Here is a 13,461-nt window from a genome sequence, read left to right as displayed (position 1 = left end):
GCTGAGGGCCGGGCCCCCCGCCGCCCGCCGCCGCGGGGGGCCCGGCCCTCAGCCCGGAGCAGCTCATGGACCTGGAGTCGCGCTGCGCGAAGCTCGACCAGACGGACTACTTCGAGCTGCTCGGCCTGGAGCGCACCGCCGCCCCCGGCGACATCAAGAAGGCGTTCTACAAAGAGAGCCGCGTCTACCACCCGGACCGCTTCTTCCAGCTGGAGTCCAAGGCCCTCAAGGACCAGGTGAACGAGCTCTACAAGCGCGTCACCGAGGCCTATTACGTCCTGCGCGACGACACCAAGCGCAAGAAGTACCTCTCCGACATCGCCGGCCCGGACCGCGCGCAGAAGCTGCGCTTCACCGACGCCTCCGAGTCCGAGACCAAGGCCGCCGCGAAGAAGGAGCAGGAAGAGCAGATCGGAACCCACCCCAAGGGCCGCCAGTTCTACACGCAGGCCCAGAAGGACCTGGAGTCCGGCAACCCGTCCGCTGCGGAGCGCAACCTCAAGATGGCGCTCACCTACGAGCCCTCCAACGCCCGCTACAAGGAAGCCCTCGCGGAAGCCCAGAAGCAGACCGCGGACAAGTCCAAGGGCGACTCGTCGTTCAAGATCCGCTAGCGGCCCCCAGGAGCCCACCCCATGGTCATCGACCTCATCCTCCTGGGCATGGTGCTGTTCTTCGGCATCCTCGGAGCCCTCTCCGGCGCCGCCCGGCAGGTGGCCAACTCCGTGGGGCTCGCGGCGGGCTACTTCGTCTCGCGCAAGCTCGCGCCCGTCATCGGCCCGAAGCTCGCCGTCGCGCTGGGCTCACCGCTCCTCATCGGAACACTGTTCGGCACGGTGCTCCTCTTCGTCGTCACGTGGCTCACCGTGCGATACGCCCTGGGCGCGCTGCTGCTGCGCTTCCTCTCCGGCAGGGACCCGGAAGAGCGCGGCCTGGACCGCACCCTGGGCTTCGTGCTCGGCGGAGGGAAGATGGCCGCCCTATTCTGGGTCTGCCTGAGCGCGATGACGTTCATGGAGCAGCACGTCATCGTCGCCGGCAAGCGCCTGGGCGTGGCCCCCAAGGACTCCGTCGCCTTCGACCTGTCGCGCCGCTTCAACCTCTTCGAGCTGACCCAGTTCGCTCCGCTGGAGGACCTGGTCCAGGTGGCCCAGGCCACGCACGACCCCGCCAAGGCGAAGAAGCTCCAGGAGGACCCGGCCTACAAGGCGCTGCGCAAGGACCCGCGCTTCCAGCTCGCGCTGTCGCACCGGGACCTGCAGGACGCGCTGGAGCGCGGCGACACGCGGGCCCTGCTGCGCAACGACGCGATCCTCCAGCTCATCCAGGATCCGCAGGCGGCGGCACGGCTGGGCGCCGCCGCCCGGGCCTCCGAGAAACCGACGAAGCCGGCGCCCGCTACGCGTTGAGCTCCACGTCGTCCAGCGCCGCGAGCCGCGCCTTCACGAACTCCGCGTCCACCGTCACCTGGCGGTGCTTGCGCTCGGGCGCCTCGAACATGATGTCCGACATCACGTGCTCCAGGATGGAGCGCAGTCCGCGAGCCCCCAGCCCGCGCGCGATGGAGTAGCGCACCACCTCCCGCAGGCCGCTCTCCGGGAACTCCAGCTCGATTTCATCCAGCGACAGCAGCTCCTTGAACTCGCGCGTAATCGCATCCGGCGGCTCGGTGAGCACGCGCAGCAGGTCGGACTCCCCCAGCCGCTCCAGCTGCACCATCACCGGCATGCGGCCCAGGAACTCCGCCATCATCCCGAAGTCCACCAGCTGCTTCGTGGAGATGCGCTTCTCCTTGCGCTTGCCCCCCGCCGCATCCGCGCCGAAGCCCATGGCCCGGCCGCCGTCGTCGCCGTAGTCGTGCAGGTCGCTGAACGTGCCCGCGCAGATGAAGAGGATGTCGCGCGTGTCCACCTGCACGAAGTCGCTCTTGTTCCACGCCTGCGTGACGTTCATGGGCACGTGCACCTCGCGCCCCTCCAGCAGCTTCAGCAGCGACTGCTGCACGCCCTCACCGCCAATGTCCCGGCTGCCCGCGCCGTTGCGGGCGCCCTGGGTGCGGCGGGCGATCTTGTCCACCTCGTCGATGAAGATGATGCCCCGCTGGGTGTCCTCCACGGAGTGGTTCGCCTTGAAGAGCAGGTCGGACACCATCACCTCCACGTCCTTCCCGTAGTAGCCCGCCTCCGTGTACTCGGTGGCGTCCACGGTGGTGAACGGGACCTGGAGGATGTCCGCCAGGTTGCGCGCGATGTGCGTCTTGCCGCTGCCCGTGGGGCCAATGAGCAGGATGTTGGACTTCTTGATGAGGGACTGCCGGCGCATCCGCCGCGCCTGGATGCGCTTGAGGTGATTGTGGGCCGCGATGGCCACCGCCCGCTTCGCGGCGTCCTGCCCGATGACGTACCTGTCCAGCCGTTCGAAGATCTCCCGCGGGGTCAGTGGCGCTGCCTCTTCCCTGCGTGCGGACGACTCCATGTACCCTCCCCTTCTCTCCACTCGGCCTCCCTGCGCTGCCTGGGTAGAAGGGTAGGAATTGGATGCTGACCGGCCCACCAGGGCCAGAGCCTGGAATGGGGCCCCTGCCCGCCTGCCTGCTCCTCGAACAGGCGGCTATTGAATGGATGGGTCGTTTCCGATAGTCCGGCCCCCCTCCCGTGTTCATGGGAGTTTCCACACCCCCGCCGCGCGCTCCACCGGAGGCACGAAACAACGATGGCCGCTCCCTCCCCTCAGCACCGCTGGACCCTGGCCGATGCCCACGAGCTGTACGGCATCCGCAACTGGGGCTCGCCCTACTTCGGCATCAACGACAAGGGCCACGTGTGCGTCCACCCGGACGGGCCCGCCGCTCCGAGCATGGACCTCAAGGAGCTGGTGGACGAGGTCCGCCGCCGGGGCATCGGCCTGCCGCTGCTCCTGCGCTTCACGGACGTGCTGCGCCACCGCGTGGTGCACCTGAACAGCGCGTTCAAGAAGGCCATCGCGGACCAGGGCTACAAGGGCCTGTACCGGGGCGTGTACCCCATCAAGGTGAACCAGCACCGCTACGTGGTGGAGACCATCATCGAGGCGGGCAAGGAGCACACCTACGGCCTGGAGGCTGGCAGCAAGCCGGAGCTCCTCGCGGTGATGGCGCTCTTGGACAGCGAAGACGCGCTCGTCATCTGCAACGGCTACAAGGACGAGGAGTACATCGAGACGGCGCTCTTCTACTCACGCCTGGGCCGCAACGTCATCCTGGTGGTGGAGAAGCCCAGCGAGCTGCCCCTCATCGCGGAGGTGGCGCGCCGCACCGGCATCACCCCTCGGCTGGGCATGCGCGTGAAGCTGTCCACGCGCGGCGCCGGCAAGTGGGAGGCGTCCGGAGGCGACCGGTCCAAGTTCGGCCTGTCCTCTTCGGAGCTGATGAACTGCATCAGCTTCATGAAGGACGCGGGGCTGCTGGCCTCCTTCGAGCTGCTCCACTTCCACCTGGGAAGCCAGATCTCCAACATCCGCAACGTGAAGAACGCGCTGCGCGAGGTGGGCTGCTTCTACGTGGAGGTGGCCCGCCAGGGCGCGCCCCTGAAGTACCTGGACGTGGGCGGCGGCCTGGGCGTGGACTACGACGGCTCCCAGACGAACTTCGCCTCCTCCATGAACTACACGACGGAGGAGTACGCCAACGACGTCGTCTTCGGCGTGATGGAGGCGTGCGACCGCGCGGGCGTGCCGCACCCCACGCTCGTCTCCGAGTCCGGCCGCGCCGTCGTGGCGCACCACGCGGTGCTGGTGGTGGACGTGCTGGGCACGAGCGAGTTCGACCCGTCCCAGACGCCCGACAAGGTGGACGAGAAGGCGCCCTCCGTGGTGCGCAACCTCTATTCGACGTTCCGCGAGGTCACGAACAAGAACGTCATCGAGGCCTTCCACGACGCGCAGGACGCCAAGGAGGAGAGCCTCCAGCTGTTCTCCCTGGGCCACCTGTCGCTGGAGCAGCGCGTGGCGGCGGAGAACCTCTACTGGGCCATCTGCCACAAGATCCTGCGCGTGGCGCGCGAGGCCGGGGAGATTCCGGAGGAGCTGGAGGCGCTGGAGAAGCAGCTGTCGGACACGTACTTCTGCAACTTCTCCGTGTTCCAGTCGCTGCCGGACTCGTGGGCCATTGATCAGCTCTTCCCGATGATGCCCATCCACCGCCTGGCGGAGAAGCCGACCCGGCGCGCGACGCTGGCGGACATCACCTGCGACTCGGACGGGAAGATCGAGCACTTCATCGACAAGCGCGAGGTGAAGGACGCGCTGGAGCTGCACGCGCTCAACAGCGACGACTACTACCTGGGCATCTTCCTGGTGGGCGCGTACCAGGAGATCCTGGGCGACCTGCACAACCTCTTCGGGGACACGCACACGGTGCAGGTGTCGCTGGCGCCGGGCGGCGGCTACCTCATCGACCACGTCGTCGCCGGGGACACCGTGACGGAGGTGCTCAACTACGTGAGCTACAACAAGGACGACCTCGTCGCGAAGCTGCGCAAGTTCACGGAGCTGGCGCTGCGCCAGGGGCGCATCACCCTGGACGAGTCGCGCAACCTGCTGCGCGTCTACGAGGACGGCCTGTCCGGCTACACGTACCTGGAGCGGGAGGTGGACGCGACGTTCACCTCCGCCAGCCAGCTGCGCCTGCTGCCCGGCCCCGAGAACGGGGCGCGCGCGCCCGTCACGCCCTCGGGGACCTGAAGCCCCTGACGCCTCAAGCCTCCGTCGGGACGGGTGCCTGTTCGCCGGTCTCGACGGAGGTGTCGCTGAACGCGGCCTCCGTCGCGCGAAGGCGCAGCATCTGGAGCGTCTCCAGCTGCCCTTCGGCGCGCTCGGCGAGGAAGGCGAAGTCGAACCGCGCCAGACGCGGCTCCTTCGCGGCCACCTTCGCCAGGCTCTTCCACATGGACACGCGTCCGTGGGAGCCCACGCACAGGCCCTCCAGCTCCACCAGCCGGCTCAACGGTGAGTAGCGCAGCCAGGAGCCGTTGAGCTTCAGGCGCGAGAACTTCTCGGTCAGCCACGCGCCGCCCACCTTCAGCGGATCCACGCGCGCGTCCACCGCGGACATCACCGCCAGCAGCGTGGCGCGATCCTGTTCAATCAGCGGGATGAGCGTGGCCAGGTACTGCCCCACCGGGTTGCTGCGGTTCTCGCGCTCCGTCCGCTTCGCGAGGTCCACGCCCACGGTGGAGCCCAAGAGGTGATCGTTGAGATAGATGCCCAGTCGCTTCAGGTTCATGTACCCAGGAGGGTGGGCATGACGGCCGCCTGACGCACGTTGCCAGTGAGGCTCGGAAGGCAGGCGGCCCGCCGAGCCCCCTCAAGGCCGCTTCAGTCCGGGTAGCCGAACGACGCCGTGACCTTCACGTCCGGGTGGAGGCTGCGCGCCACGGGACACTCGTGGGCGATCTTCTCCAGCATGGCGCGCTGCTCCGGCACGAGTCCGGCCGGCATCAGGATGGAGATCACCAGCTCGCCAATCTTGCGCGGCGGCGGGGTCATCCGCTTCTCCACCGTCGCGCGCACCTCGCCCAGGGTGAAGCCCTCCTTGCCGGCCACCAGGTGCATGGTCGTCACGACACAGGACGCCAGCGCCGTGGCCACCAGGTCCGTGGGGGAGAAGCTGCCGCCGGTGCCGCCGTTGTCCTTCGGCGCCTCCGTGGGCAGCGTCGCGCCGGAGGGACCGTGCGTCACCTGCGTCTTCAGCTGGGGGGCACTCACCAGGGACATCACCACACCCGTCGCGGGCTGCTGACTCATCACCGTCTCCTTGGGACTTGAAGCCTGGGTTGGAAGGGCTGCGCTCTAACGCACGAAGCTGTCGTGGGCCTTCGCATCCTTCTTGGAGGAAGGCTCGGCGTCGTCGACGCTCCAGTCCAGCGTCTTCATCAGCGACTTGCTGCGCTTCTTGACGTCCGCGTCCAGGAACTTCACCGCGTCGTCCATCTTGTCCATCAGGCGCATGGGCTTGCGCTTGTTCTTGGGCTCGCTGAACAGCGCGTGCGTGAGCCAGGGGAACACCGCCGTCACGTCGCAGTGCACGTACATGGAGCCCGTCTCCACCGCCTCCACGGACACCTTGCCCCAGGTGTGGCCCTCACCGGCCGGGCAGCTGGACAGCGCGCCGTTGTCCACCGGGTCCACGCAGAACTGCACGTCGATGTCGAAGCCCGACGTGGGGACGTTCAGGATTTGATCCAGCAGCGGCTCGCCCTGGAGCGTGTAGTTCTTGGGCACGCCGCCGCCCAAAATCCAGATGGCCAGCTTCCCGCTGCCGTTGTGGCGGCAGTAGTGCTGCATGGCGGCCATGGAATAGACGTCGTCGTTGATGTCGAGCTCGAACTTGAACTCGTCACCGAGCAGACGCTTCAGCTTCACGACGTTGAGGAAGATGGAGCCGTCCTGCACCGCGCCCACCCAGATGGGCACTCCGTGCTTGTAGCAGGTGGACAACAGCGACGGCTGCTTCACGCCCAGTTGCTTCTCGATGCCATGGATGGCCTTGCCCAGGAGGTAGTGGAACTCCGGGGTGGTCATCTTCCGCTGGAACTGCGGCTGCCGGAGGATGGCGGAGAAGAGGCGGTCGGTGTCGAGCAGCGCCTCCTCCCAGAAGCCCAGGTCGTAGATGCGGATGATGCGCGCCAGGCGGTACTGGAGGTCGCCCGCGTTGGGGTTCACCTCGCGGATGCCGTGGCCGATGATGCGGTGGGCGTCGTGGTAGAGGTTGGCGCCGGTGGTGGTGATGGCGGAGATGATGCCCTTCTCCACCAGCGGGATGAGGCAGGACTGGTGCAGGCCCGCGGGCGTCATGGCGCCCGACAGCGTGAGGAAGATGGACGCGTCCTGCTGCACGGACTGCTGCATCAGCTCGAACGCGGTGCGCTCCTGGCGGCCCACGTAGGCGCTGAACGCGTGCGCGAGCAGCTCCGCCGGCTTCTCCTTGCCGGTGATGGGGCGCGGATCCGCCTTGCGCGCGTTCGCGTAGGCGGCGCGAAGGGTGGACTTCTTCGGGGTCTGGGTCTTGGCCATGGCGCGGCGATCTAACACCGCCGGCCTGCCAAGGGGAGGCCTGGCAGAGGCCCCGCCATCCCCGAGGGCCTCCACCGGACAGGAACAAACCGCCCGCCGTGCGGATTCACACAGGGCCCGCTCTTCAGGCCCCTTCCCATGGGGACATGGCGTAAGAGTGCCCGCCTCGCCGCCCTCCGGAGGGTTCCACCGCCGTGATCGACCTGCATTCGCACACCACCGCCAGTGACGGCCAGTACCCGCCCTCGGAGCTGGTGGCGCGAGCCGCCGCCGCGGGCGTCACCGTCCTGGCCGTGACGGACCACGACACGGTTGCGGGGCTCCACGAGGCGAAGGCGGCCGCCGCGGCGCATGGCCTGGAGCTGGTGCCCGGCATCGAGCTGTCCGCCTTCGTGTATGGCAAGGAGGCCCACATCCTGGGCCACTTCCTGCGCCCGGAGGACCCGGACCTCGCGCGCTTCGCGGACCGGCTGCGCGACGAGCGCACCCACCGCATGGAGGCCATGGTGGCCCGCCTGCGGGAGCTGGGCTTCCCGGTGCGCATGGAGCAGGTGCGCAAGGTGGCCGGGGACGCGCAGCTGGGGCGGCCCCACCTGGCGCGGGTGCTGGTGGATCAGGGCTGGTGCATGGACGTGAAGGCCGCGTTCGACCGCTTCCTGGGCACGGGCCGCGCGGCGTGGGTGGAGCGCTTCAAGCTGGACGGCGCGGAGGCCATCCGGCTCATCCGCAACGCGGGCGGCACCGCGACGCTCGCCCACCCCGGCTCCTCCAAGATGGAGCGCCCGGAGATCCAAGCGCTGGCGAAGGCGGGGCTCTCCGGCCTGGAGATCCTCGGCGTGGACCACAACCCCTCGGTGCGGCAGAAGTACCTGGCGCTCGCGGCGGAGTTCGACCTGGTGCCCACCTTCGGCAGCGACTTCCACGGCGAGGCGGTGGCGCCCGACCACCGCCTGGGCGTCGCGGCCATGTCCCCGGAGCTGTTCCAGAAGCTGCGCGCCCGCGCGCCGTCGTCCCGGCCCGTCTGACTACGGCCGGGGCTGGGCCTTGAAGCGGCTCGTCACCGCGGTGAGGCCTTCCGCCACGGCCTGGAGGTCCTGGGCGATGCGGGTGGTGCGGCCGGTGGCGTCCACGCCCTGCTTCACCAGGTCCGCCACGTTGCGAGCGCCCTGCACCGCCTGCTCGCTGGACTGACGCTGCTGGCGGGTGGCGATGGTGATCTGCCGCGCCGCCTCGCTGGTGCCGCGCGCCAGCTCCACGATGCGCAGGAAGACGGCGGAGGCCTGCTCGGCCACCTCCACGCCCCGGTCGCTCGTCGCCATGCCCACGCGGGCCTTGGACGCGGCCTCCTCGCCGGAGTCCTGCACCTTCTCCACGATGCGGGCGATGTCGCGCGCGGACACGGACACGTTCTCCGCCAGCTTGCGCATCTCCGCGGCCACCAGTGAGAAGCCCCGGCCCACGTCGCCGGCCTTGGTGCCCTCCAGCGCCGCGTTGAGCGCCAGGAGGTCGCTTCGCTCCGCCACCTGGTTGATGACCTGGGCGATCTTGGAGACCTGCTGCAGGTCCTTGTTCAGCCCCACGATGGCGTCCGCCACGCCCTTGGACTCCGTGCGGATGTCGTTGATGCCGCCCACCACCTGCGCCACCACCGCCATCGCCTCCGCCACCGCGTCATGGGTGCGCCGCGCGCTGGACTCCACCACCTCCGTGGACGAGGAGATCTGCTCGGCGGTGCGGGAGAGCTCCTCGAACGTGGCGGCGATCTGCTGCGCGTACGCGGCCTGCTGGCTGATGACGTGCTCCTGATCCGCGGAGGCGCCCATGAGGCCACGCGACGCGCTGGACAGCTGCTCGGTGCGCGTGACGAGCTCCATCACCGTGGTGCGCAGCGTGCCCAGCATCTCGTTGAAGGAGGTGGCCATCTGCCGCACCTCGCCGGCGGCAGACACGTCCAGCTCGCCCCGGAACACGTCGCCCCGGGCCACCTCGCGCGCCACCTGCGTGACGCGCGACACGGGGTCCGCGATGGCGCGGCTGATGATGACGGCCAACCCCAGGCCCAGCACCGCGGCGCCCAGGTAGCCCATGAGCGAATAGCCCTCCGTCGCCGCCAGCGCCGCCTTCACCTCGTGGGTGCCGAAGCCCGCGCGGTACACGAGGCCATCGCTCTCGCAGCGCACCACGACCTGCTCCGTGCCCCGCGCCACCGTGCACGTCCCCGGCGTGGGCTCCTTCGGCTCGGTGTCCCCTTTCGGCACCTCGCCGCGCACGGCCACCACCGTGCCGTTGCGGGTCAGCTCCTGGAACATCAGCGTGAAGCCGCCGGACTGCACCTGGTTGAAGACCTCGTCGCGCCGCGCGCGGGCATCCGGCGCGGTCTCCGGCAGCGCGAGCGAGGGGTGCCGCACCACCAGGGTCCCCAGCGTCACGGCCCTGCCGGCGAGCACCTCCAGGCCCGCCGCCTTCTGCCGCGCGGGGAAGTACACCCCGGTGAAGAACACCACCGCGAGGCACGGAAGCAGCACCGCGATCGCCACCTGCATCCGCAAGGTCAGCCGGCCCCACATGTCGACGACTCCCCAGGCGATGAGCGCAGAAAGGACAGCCCGCTGACGCTAGGCGTGGGCTCCCCACAGCGTCAAACCGGCCCCGGTCCAGGCCCGGGGGCGGAGGGGCGGACAGGGGGGCCCGCTGATCCACCGCCCGTCCGGAGGCAGGCGTCCGGGCGGCGCGGTTTCAGCCGTCATCTCAAGGGGTTGGCGGGCCCGGCGCGGGGGGTGTTTCCCTTTGACACGACGCCAGCGGTGTCGTTAGGGTCCGCGCCCGATGACTACACCCCTCGCCCCGTACCTGCCGATGGCGGTGGTGCTCCTGCTGGCCGGTGTCATGGGGATGATCATCCCCCAGGTCACCACCCGGCTGGGCCCCAAGCGCCCGAGCAGCACCAAGTCGGCCCCCTTCGAAGCAGGCTCCGAGTCGAGCGGTCCCGCTCGCCAGCGCTTCGCCGTGAAGTTCTACGTCATCGCGCTGCTCTTCATCGTGTTCGACGTGGAAGCGGTGTTCCTGTACCCCTGGGCGGTGAACTTCCAGGCGCTCGGCTGGTTCGGCTACGTGGAGATGCTGGTTTTCGCGTCGACCCTGGTCGTGGGCCTTATCTATGTCTGGAAGAAGGGCGCTCTCGACTGGGAGAGCTGAGACTACGCCATGGCTGATACCGACATCGCGCCGATCATGACCACCCGCCGGGACGAAGCCATGGGCTTCTTCCAGAAGCTGGTGTCCAAGGGCCTGGGCTGGGCCCGCAAGTACTCGCTGTTCACCTACCCGTACGCCACCGCGTGCTGCGGCATGGAGTACATGTCCGTGGCCGCCAGCCGCCACGACATCTCGCGCTTCGGCGCGGAGTTCCCGCGCTTCTCGCCGCGCCAGGCGGACCTGCTGATGGTGGTGGGCACCATCAACCTGAAGCAGGCCCCCATCCTCAAGCGCGTCTACGAGCAGATGACCGAGCCCAAGTGGGTCGTGTCCTTCGGCGTGTGCGCGTCCTCGGGCGGCTTCTACGACAACTACGCGGTGCTCCAGGGCATCGACCGCATCATCCCGGTGGACGTCTACATCCCCGGCTGCCCGCCGCGTCCGGAGCAGGTGCTGGACGGCCTGATGCTGCTGCAGGACAAGATCGGCAACCAGGTGCACCGGCTGCGTGACCCCGGCGAGCCCAACGAGACCGCGGCGCACCACGCCCGCATGCTCGCCGCCGGCAAGTAGTCACACCGCTCTCGCTGTCCCCCACGGGCCCCGCGCCGCCTCTCACGAAGAGGCCGGTGACGGGGCCCGAGGCGTTCCTGGGACCTACCAGCGGTGGTACGCGGGGTGGCCTTCCTTCACGGCGACGAAGGTGCCGCGGCAGGTGGCCGTGACCTTGCCGTTCTCCCCGGTGAGGGTGCCCTCCACGACGACGCGGTCGCCTTCAATCGACACGGGCTTCGCGGACAGGTGCACGGGGCCCATGGGCGTGGGGCGCTTGAGCACGATGGTGTAGTCGGCGGTGACGGTGCACGGCGGGGTGGCCGCGCCCTGCGCCTTCATCAGGTGGTACGCCGCCGTCCAGTTGCAGTGGCAGTCCAGCAGCGCGCCAATGATGCCGCCGTTGAGCACGCCCGGGAACGCCTGGTGGTGCTCCTCCGGCGTCCAGTCCGCGACGACGAGGTCACCCTCCACGCGGCTGCGGATGCGCAGCCCCTTGGGGTTGGCCGGGCCACACCCGAAGCAGGCGTTGTGGGGGGCGTACGTTTCCTGGAGGCCGCGAGTCGTTTCGGTCGTCGACATGGCCGGCGACTCTACGTGAGGCGGACTCCGGTGCGCGCTCCGTCGCGTCGTCCAGCCAGTCCGCCAGCGCTCGCGCGTCCGCCCCTTCACAGTCGCCCGTGCAGGTGCGGCGCACGGTGCCGTCCGCCTGCGGCCGGTCCACCACCCAGCGCTCGCCGTCGAAGGCGCCGGTGTCCTTCTCGCGCAGCACCGCCGTGCCCGCGTCGTCGCCCATCTCCACCACCCCGTCCGGGCGCAGGCGGTACGCGTCGAAGGTGCGCGGCGCGCCCGGCCAGTGACCGGGGTCGAACACCTCCGGAACCACGTGCGTGTAGCCCGTCTCCGCGTACAGCGGCGTGAGCGGACGCCCCTCGCCGCGCAACAGCGGCCCGAGCGACGCCCCGTCCGACTCCGGCAGCGAGGACAGGCCGGACAGTTCCAGCAGCGTGGGGCCCACGTCCACCAGCCGCGCCAGCGCGTCCACCTGCGCGGGGCCCGCGCCACGGCCGCCGGGCAGCTTCACCGCGAGCAGGATGCGGTTCTCCTCGTCGCCCAGCCGGGCGCCATGCACGGACGTCGCGCCCGCCAGGTCCGGCCGGTCCGCGTGGAAGCTCTCGCCGTGGTCGGACATCAGCACGATGAGCGCGTCGTCGTAGCGCCCGGAGGCCCGCAGCGCGTCCAGCAGCGCCCCCACCTGCGCATCCGCCTGCGCGAGCAGCTCGTCGTAGAGCCCTTCCGCGCCCGCGCGGTTCCACGCCCCCTTCGCCCCCGGCGTCACCGGCGCGAAGTGCATGCGCAGCCTGCGCTCCAGCGGCTCGGAGGAGGACACGTAGCGGCGGTAGAACGGGTACACCGGGTCGCCCGGGAAGTGGGCCGCCGTGGCGTGGAAGGCGAAGAGCAGCGGCCCCTCCCCCGCCTCCGCCACGAGCCCGTCCGACAGCCGCCGGGCATAGCCCATGGGGTCATGGATGCCGGCCAGCGCGCGGTTGTCGATGAACTCGGGCACCCACGCGGCGCCGGCCGGGTTGTCCGCGAACAGGCCCAGCGCCCGGTAGCGCAACTTCTCCAGAGCGAAGTTGATGGCGCCGCGCGGAGGCTGCCAGCGCGTGGCGAAGCCGGAGGCCGGGCCCTCGAAGTGGAAGCGCGAGCAGTCCGTGGCGAACACCGTGCGCCACCCCGCGTCCGCGAAGCGCTGCGCGAAGGTGGGCGCCAGCACGAGCCGCGCGTCGGGCGTCAGCGGGTAGCGCACGCCCGTGCGGTACGGCCAGCGCGCGGTGAGCAGCGAGCGCCACGCGGGCTCCGTCTGCGCCACGGGCGTGTAGGCCCGGGTGAAGAGCGTGGCGTCCTGGAGGAAGCGCTCCACCTGGGGCGCGACACCACGCCCCGTCGCGCCCAGCCGGTCCGGCCGGAACGCGTCGATGCCAATGAGCACCACCAGCGGCTGCCGGACGGAAGGCCCCACACGGCGCACCGTCACCACCACCGCCAGCACCCCGACGACGCCTGCCACCACCATCCACGCGGCGCGCTCCGCACGGAGGGGCGCCGGGCCGCCGGAGGCCACGAACCGCCGCAGCCCCCGTGCACCTCGCCACGCCAGCACGGCCAGATGGACCGCCACCCACGCCCCGGCCGCCGCGCGCGCCTGCCACGGCTCGCCGTGATCCACCAGCCACGCCAGCACCGGCCGCACCGCCGGCAGGTCGTCGAAGAGGGCGGGCCGCGCCAGCGCCCGGTCCCAGGCCCAGAACAGCAGCAGCCCCATCCAGTGAGGCACCATCCACGCCAGCGACACCCACCCACCCCGCCGCGTCCAGGCGGAGGCCAGCAGCGCCGCGGCGAGCCCCAGCAGACCGCCCGCCACCGCGTACACGGAGGCCACGCGCAGGATGACGCCGGGCAACAGGGGCCGGACCGCCGCCGCCAACGCCGCGTAGGGGCCGTCCAGCGGGATGTCCACGCCCACCACGCCCGCCTTGAGCAGCCAGACCGTCTCGCCAGCGAAGAGCAGCAACCCCAGCAGGGCGCCCAGGGCCAGGCGCCCCAACGCGGCACGGAGGAAGGAGGCGACGGACCGCACGGACATGCCCTCAGCCTCTACTC

General features: G+C 70.1%; 13 protein-coding genes. 6 read left to right on the top strand and 7 right to left on the bottom strand.

Annotated features, from left to right (window positions below; genetic code table 11):
* The first annotated feature begins 65 nt into the window (after positions 1-65).
* Both D7W82_RS21505 and D7W82_RS21500 read left to right on the top strand, forming a co-directional pair.
* A complete protein-coding gene (locus tag D7W82_RS21505; protein ID WP_120620142.1) occupies positions 66-614 on the top strand; it encodes a DnaJ domain-containing protein in 549 nt (182 codons plus the stop codon).
* A gap of 21 nt (positions 615-635) precedes the next feature.
* Positions 636-1,409: a CvpA family protein gene (locus D7W82_RS21500; RefSeq protein ID WP_120620141.1), complete on the top strand. Its 774-nt coding sequence runs from the start codon at positions 636-638 to the stop codon at positions 1,407-1,409.
* Here D7W82_RS21500 and clpX read toward each other — a convergent pair.
* Positions 1,399-2,475: an ATP-dependent Clp protease ATP-binding subunit ClpX gene (clpX, locus tag D7W82_RS21495; protein ID WP_120620140.1), complete on the bottom strand. Its 1,077-nt coding sequence runs from the start codon at positions 2,473-2,475 to the stop codon at positions 1,399-1,401. The two genes, D7W82_RS21500 and clpX, sit on opposite strands and share 11 nt — an antisense overlap.
* Positions 2,476-2,712: 237 nt before the next feature.
* Between clpX and speA the strand changes: the two genes are divergently transcribed.
* Complete coding sequence (gene speA / locus D7W82_RS21490; protein WP_120620139.1) at positions 2,713-4,719, top strand: biosynthetic arginine decarboxylase; 2,007 nt, start codon at positions 2,713-2,715, stop codon at positions 4,717-4,719.
* A gap of 13 nt (positions 4,720-4,732) precedes the next feature.
* Here speA and D7W82_RS21485 read toward each other — a convergent pair whose 3' ends face one another.
* From D7W82_RS21485 to D7W82_RS21475, 3 genes are all read right to left on the bottom strand, one after another.
* The gene (locus D7W82_RS21485) at positions 4,733-5,260 is read right to left on the bottom strand and encodes a hypothetical protein (RefSeq protein ID WP_120620138.1); all 528 of its coding nucleotides are present in this window, start codon (positions 5,258-5,260) and stop codon (positions 4,733-4,735) included.
* Between the two features lie 92 nt (positions 5,261-5,352).
* Positions 5,353-5,781 carry an OsmC family protein gene (locus tag D7W82_RS21480; protein ID WP_120620137.1) on the bottom strand — a complete coding sequence of 143 codons (429 nt, stop codon included), beginning with the start codon at positions 5,779-5,781 and terminating at the stop codon, positions 5,353-5,355.
* A gap of 45 nt (positions 5,782-5,826) precedes the next feature.
* A complete protein-coding gene (locus D7W82_RS21475) occupies positions 5,827-7,050 on the bottom strand; it encodes a deoxyhypusine synthase family protein (RefSeq protein WP_120566539.1) in 1,224 nt (407 codons plus the stop codon).
* A gap of 194 nt (positions 7,051-7,244) precedes the next feature.
* Between D7W82_RS21475 and D7W82_RS21470 the strand changes: the two genes are divergently transcribed.
* Complete coding sequence (locus D7W82_RS21470; RefSeq protein ID WP_120620136.1) at positions 7,245-8,075, top strand: PHP domain-containing protein; 831 nt, start codon at positions 7,245-7,247, stop codon at positions 8,073-8,075.
* Here D7W82_RS21470 and D7W82_RS21465 read toward each other — a convergent pair whose 3' ends face one another.
* Positions 8,076-9,617: a methyl-accepting chemotaxis protein gene (locus D7W82_RS21465; RefSeq protein WP_120620135.1), complete on the bottom strand. Its 1,542-nt coding sequence runs from the start codon at positions 9,615-9,617 to the stop codon at positions 8,076-8,078.
* 259 nt (positions 9,618-9,876) lie between these two features.
* Here D7W82_RS21465 and D7W82_RS21460 point away from each other — a divergent pair, with 259 nt between their 5' ends.
* A complete protein-coding gene (locus D7W82_RS21460) occupies positions 9,877-10,245 on the top strand; it encodes an NADH-quinone oxidoreductase subunit A (protein ID WP_120559488.1) in 369 nt (122 codons plus the stop codon).
* 9 nt (positions 10,246-10,254) lie between these two features.
* On the top strand, positions 10,255-10,818 hold the full coding sequence (locus tag D7W82_RS21455) for an NADH-quinone oxidoreductase subunit B (protein ID WP_120566535.1): 564 nt from the start codon (positions 10,255-10,257) through the stop codon (positions 10,816-10,818).
* A gap of 84 nt (positions 10,819-10,902) precedes the next feature.
* Here D7W82_RS21455 and D7W82_RS21450 read toward each other — a convergent pair whose 3' ends face one another.
* Entirely contained in the window at positions 10,903-11,271 is a 369-nt protein-coding gene (locus D7W82_RS21450) for a PaaI family thioesterase (RefSeq protein WP_014398098.1), read from the bottom strand.
* On the bottom strand, positions 11,261-13,444 hold the full coding sequence (locus tag D7W82_RS21445) for a sulfatase-like hydrolase/transferase (RefSeq protein ID WP_120620134.1): 2,184 nt from the start codon (positions 13,442-13,444) through the stop codon (positions 11,261-11,263). The genes D7W82_RS21450 and D7W82_RS21445 overlap by 11 nt, the downstream gene beginning before the upstream one ends.
* Positions 13,445-13,461: the final 17 nt, after the last annotated feature.

The organism is Corallococcus sp. CA049B (assembly GCF_003611685.1).
GTDB lineage: Bacteria > Myxococcota > Myxococcia > Myxococcales > Myxococcaceae > Corallococcus > Corallococcus coralloides.
The sequence above is the reverse complement of the archived record's forward strand: the minus strand, read 5'-3'. Positions and strand labels throughout refer to the sequence as shown.

What these genes read in the sequence shown, in the direction of transcription:
- D7W82_RS21505 (WP_120620142.1), top strand. Translation starts at nt 66, where the DNA reads ATGGACCTGGAGTCGCGCTGCGCGAAGCTCGACCAGACGGACTACTTC.
- D7W82_RS21500 (WP_120620141.1), top strand. Translation starts at nt 636, where the DNA reads ATGGTCATCGACCTCATCCTCCTGGGCATGGTGCTGTTCTTCGGCATC.
- clpX (WP_120620140.1), bottom strand. Translation starts at nt 2,475, where the DNA reads ATGGAGTCGTCCGCACGCAGGGAAGAGGCAGCGCCACTGACCCCGCGG.
- speA (WP_120620139.1), top strand. Translation starts at nt 2,713, where the DNA reads ATGGCCGCTCCCTCCCCTCAGCACCGCTGGACCCTGGCCGATGCCCAC.
- D7W82_RS21485 (WP_120620138.1), bottom strand. Translation starts at nt 5,260, where the DNA reads ATGAACCTGAAGCGACTGGGCATCTATCTCAACGATCACCTCTTGGGC.
- D7W82_RS21480 (WP_120620137.1), bottom strand. Translation starts at nt 5,781, where the DNA reads ATGAGTCAGCAGCCCGCGACGGGTGTGGTGATGTCCCTGGTGAGTGCC.
- D7W82_RS21475 (WP_120566539.1), bottom strand. Translation starts at nt 7,050, where the DNA reads ATGGCCAAGACCCAGACCCCGAAGAAGTCCACCCTTCGCGCCGCCTAC.
- D7W82_RS21465 (WP_120620135.1), bottom strand. Translation starts at nt 9,617, where the DNA reads ATGTGGGGCCGGCTGACCTTGCGGATGCAGGTGGCGATCGCGGTGCTG.
- D7W82_RS21460 (WP_120559488.1), top strand. Translation starts at nt 9,877, where the DNA reads ATGACTACACCCCTCGCCCCGTACCTGCCGATGGCGGTGGTGCTCCTG.
- D7W82_RS21455 (WP_120566535.1), top strand. Translation starts at nt 10,255, where the DNA reads ATGGCTGATACCGACATCGCGCCGATCATGACCACCCGCCGGGACGAA.
- D7W82_RS21445 (WP_120620134.1), bottom strand. Translation starts at nt 13,444, where the DNA reads ATGTCCGTGCGGTCCGTCGCCTCCTTCCTCCGTGCCGCGTTGGGGCGC.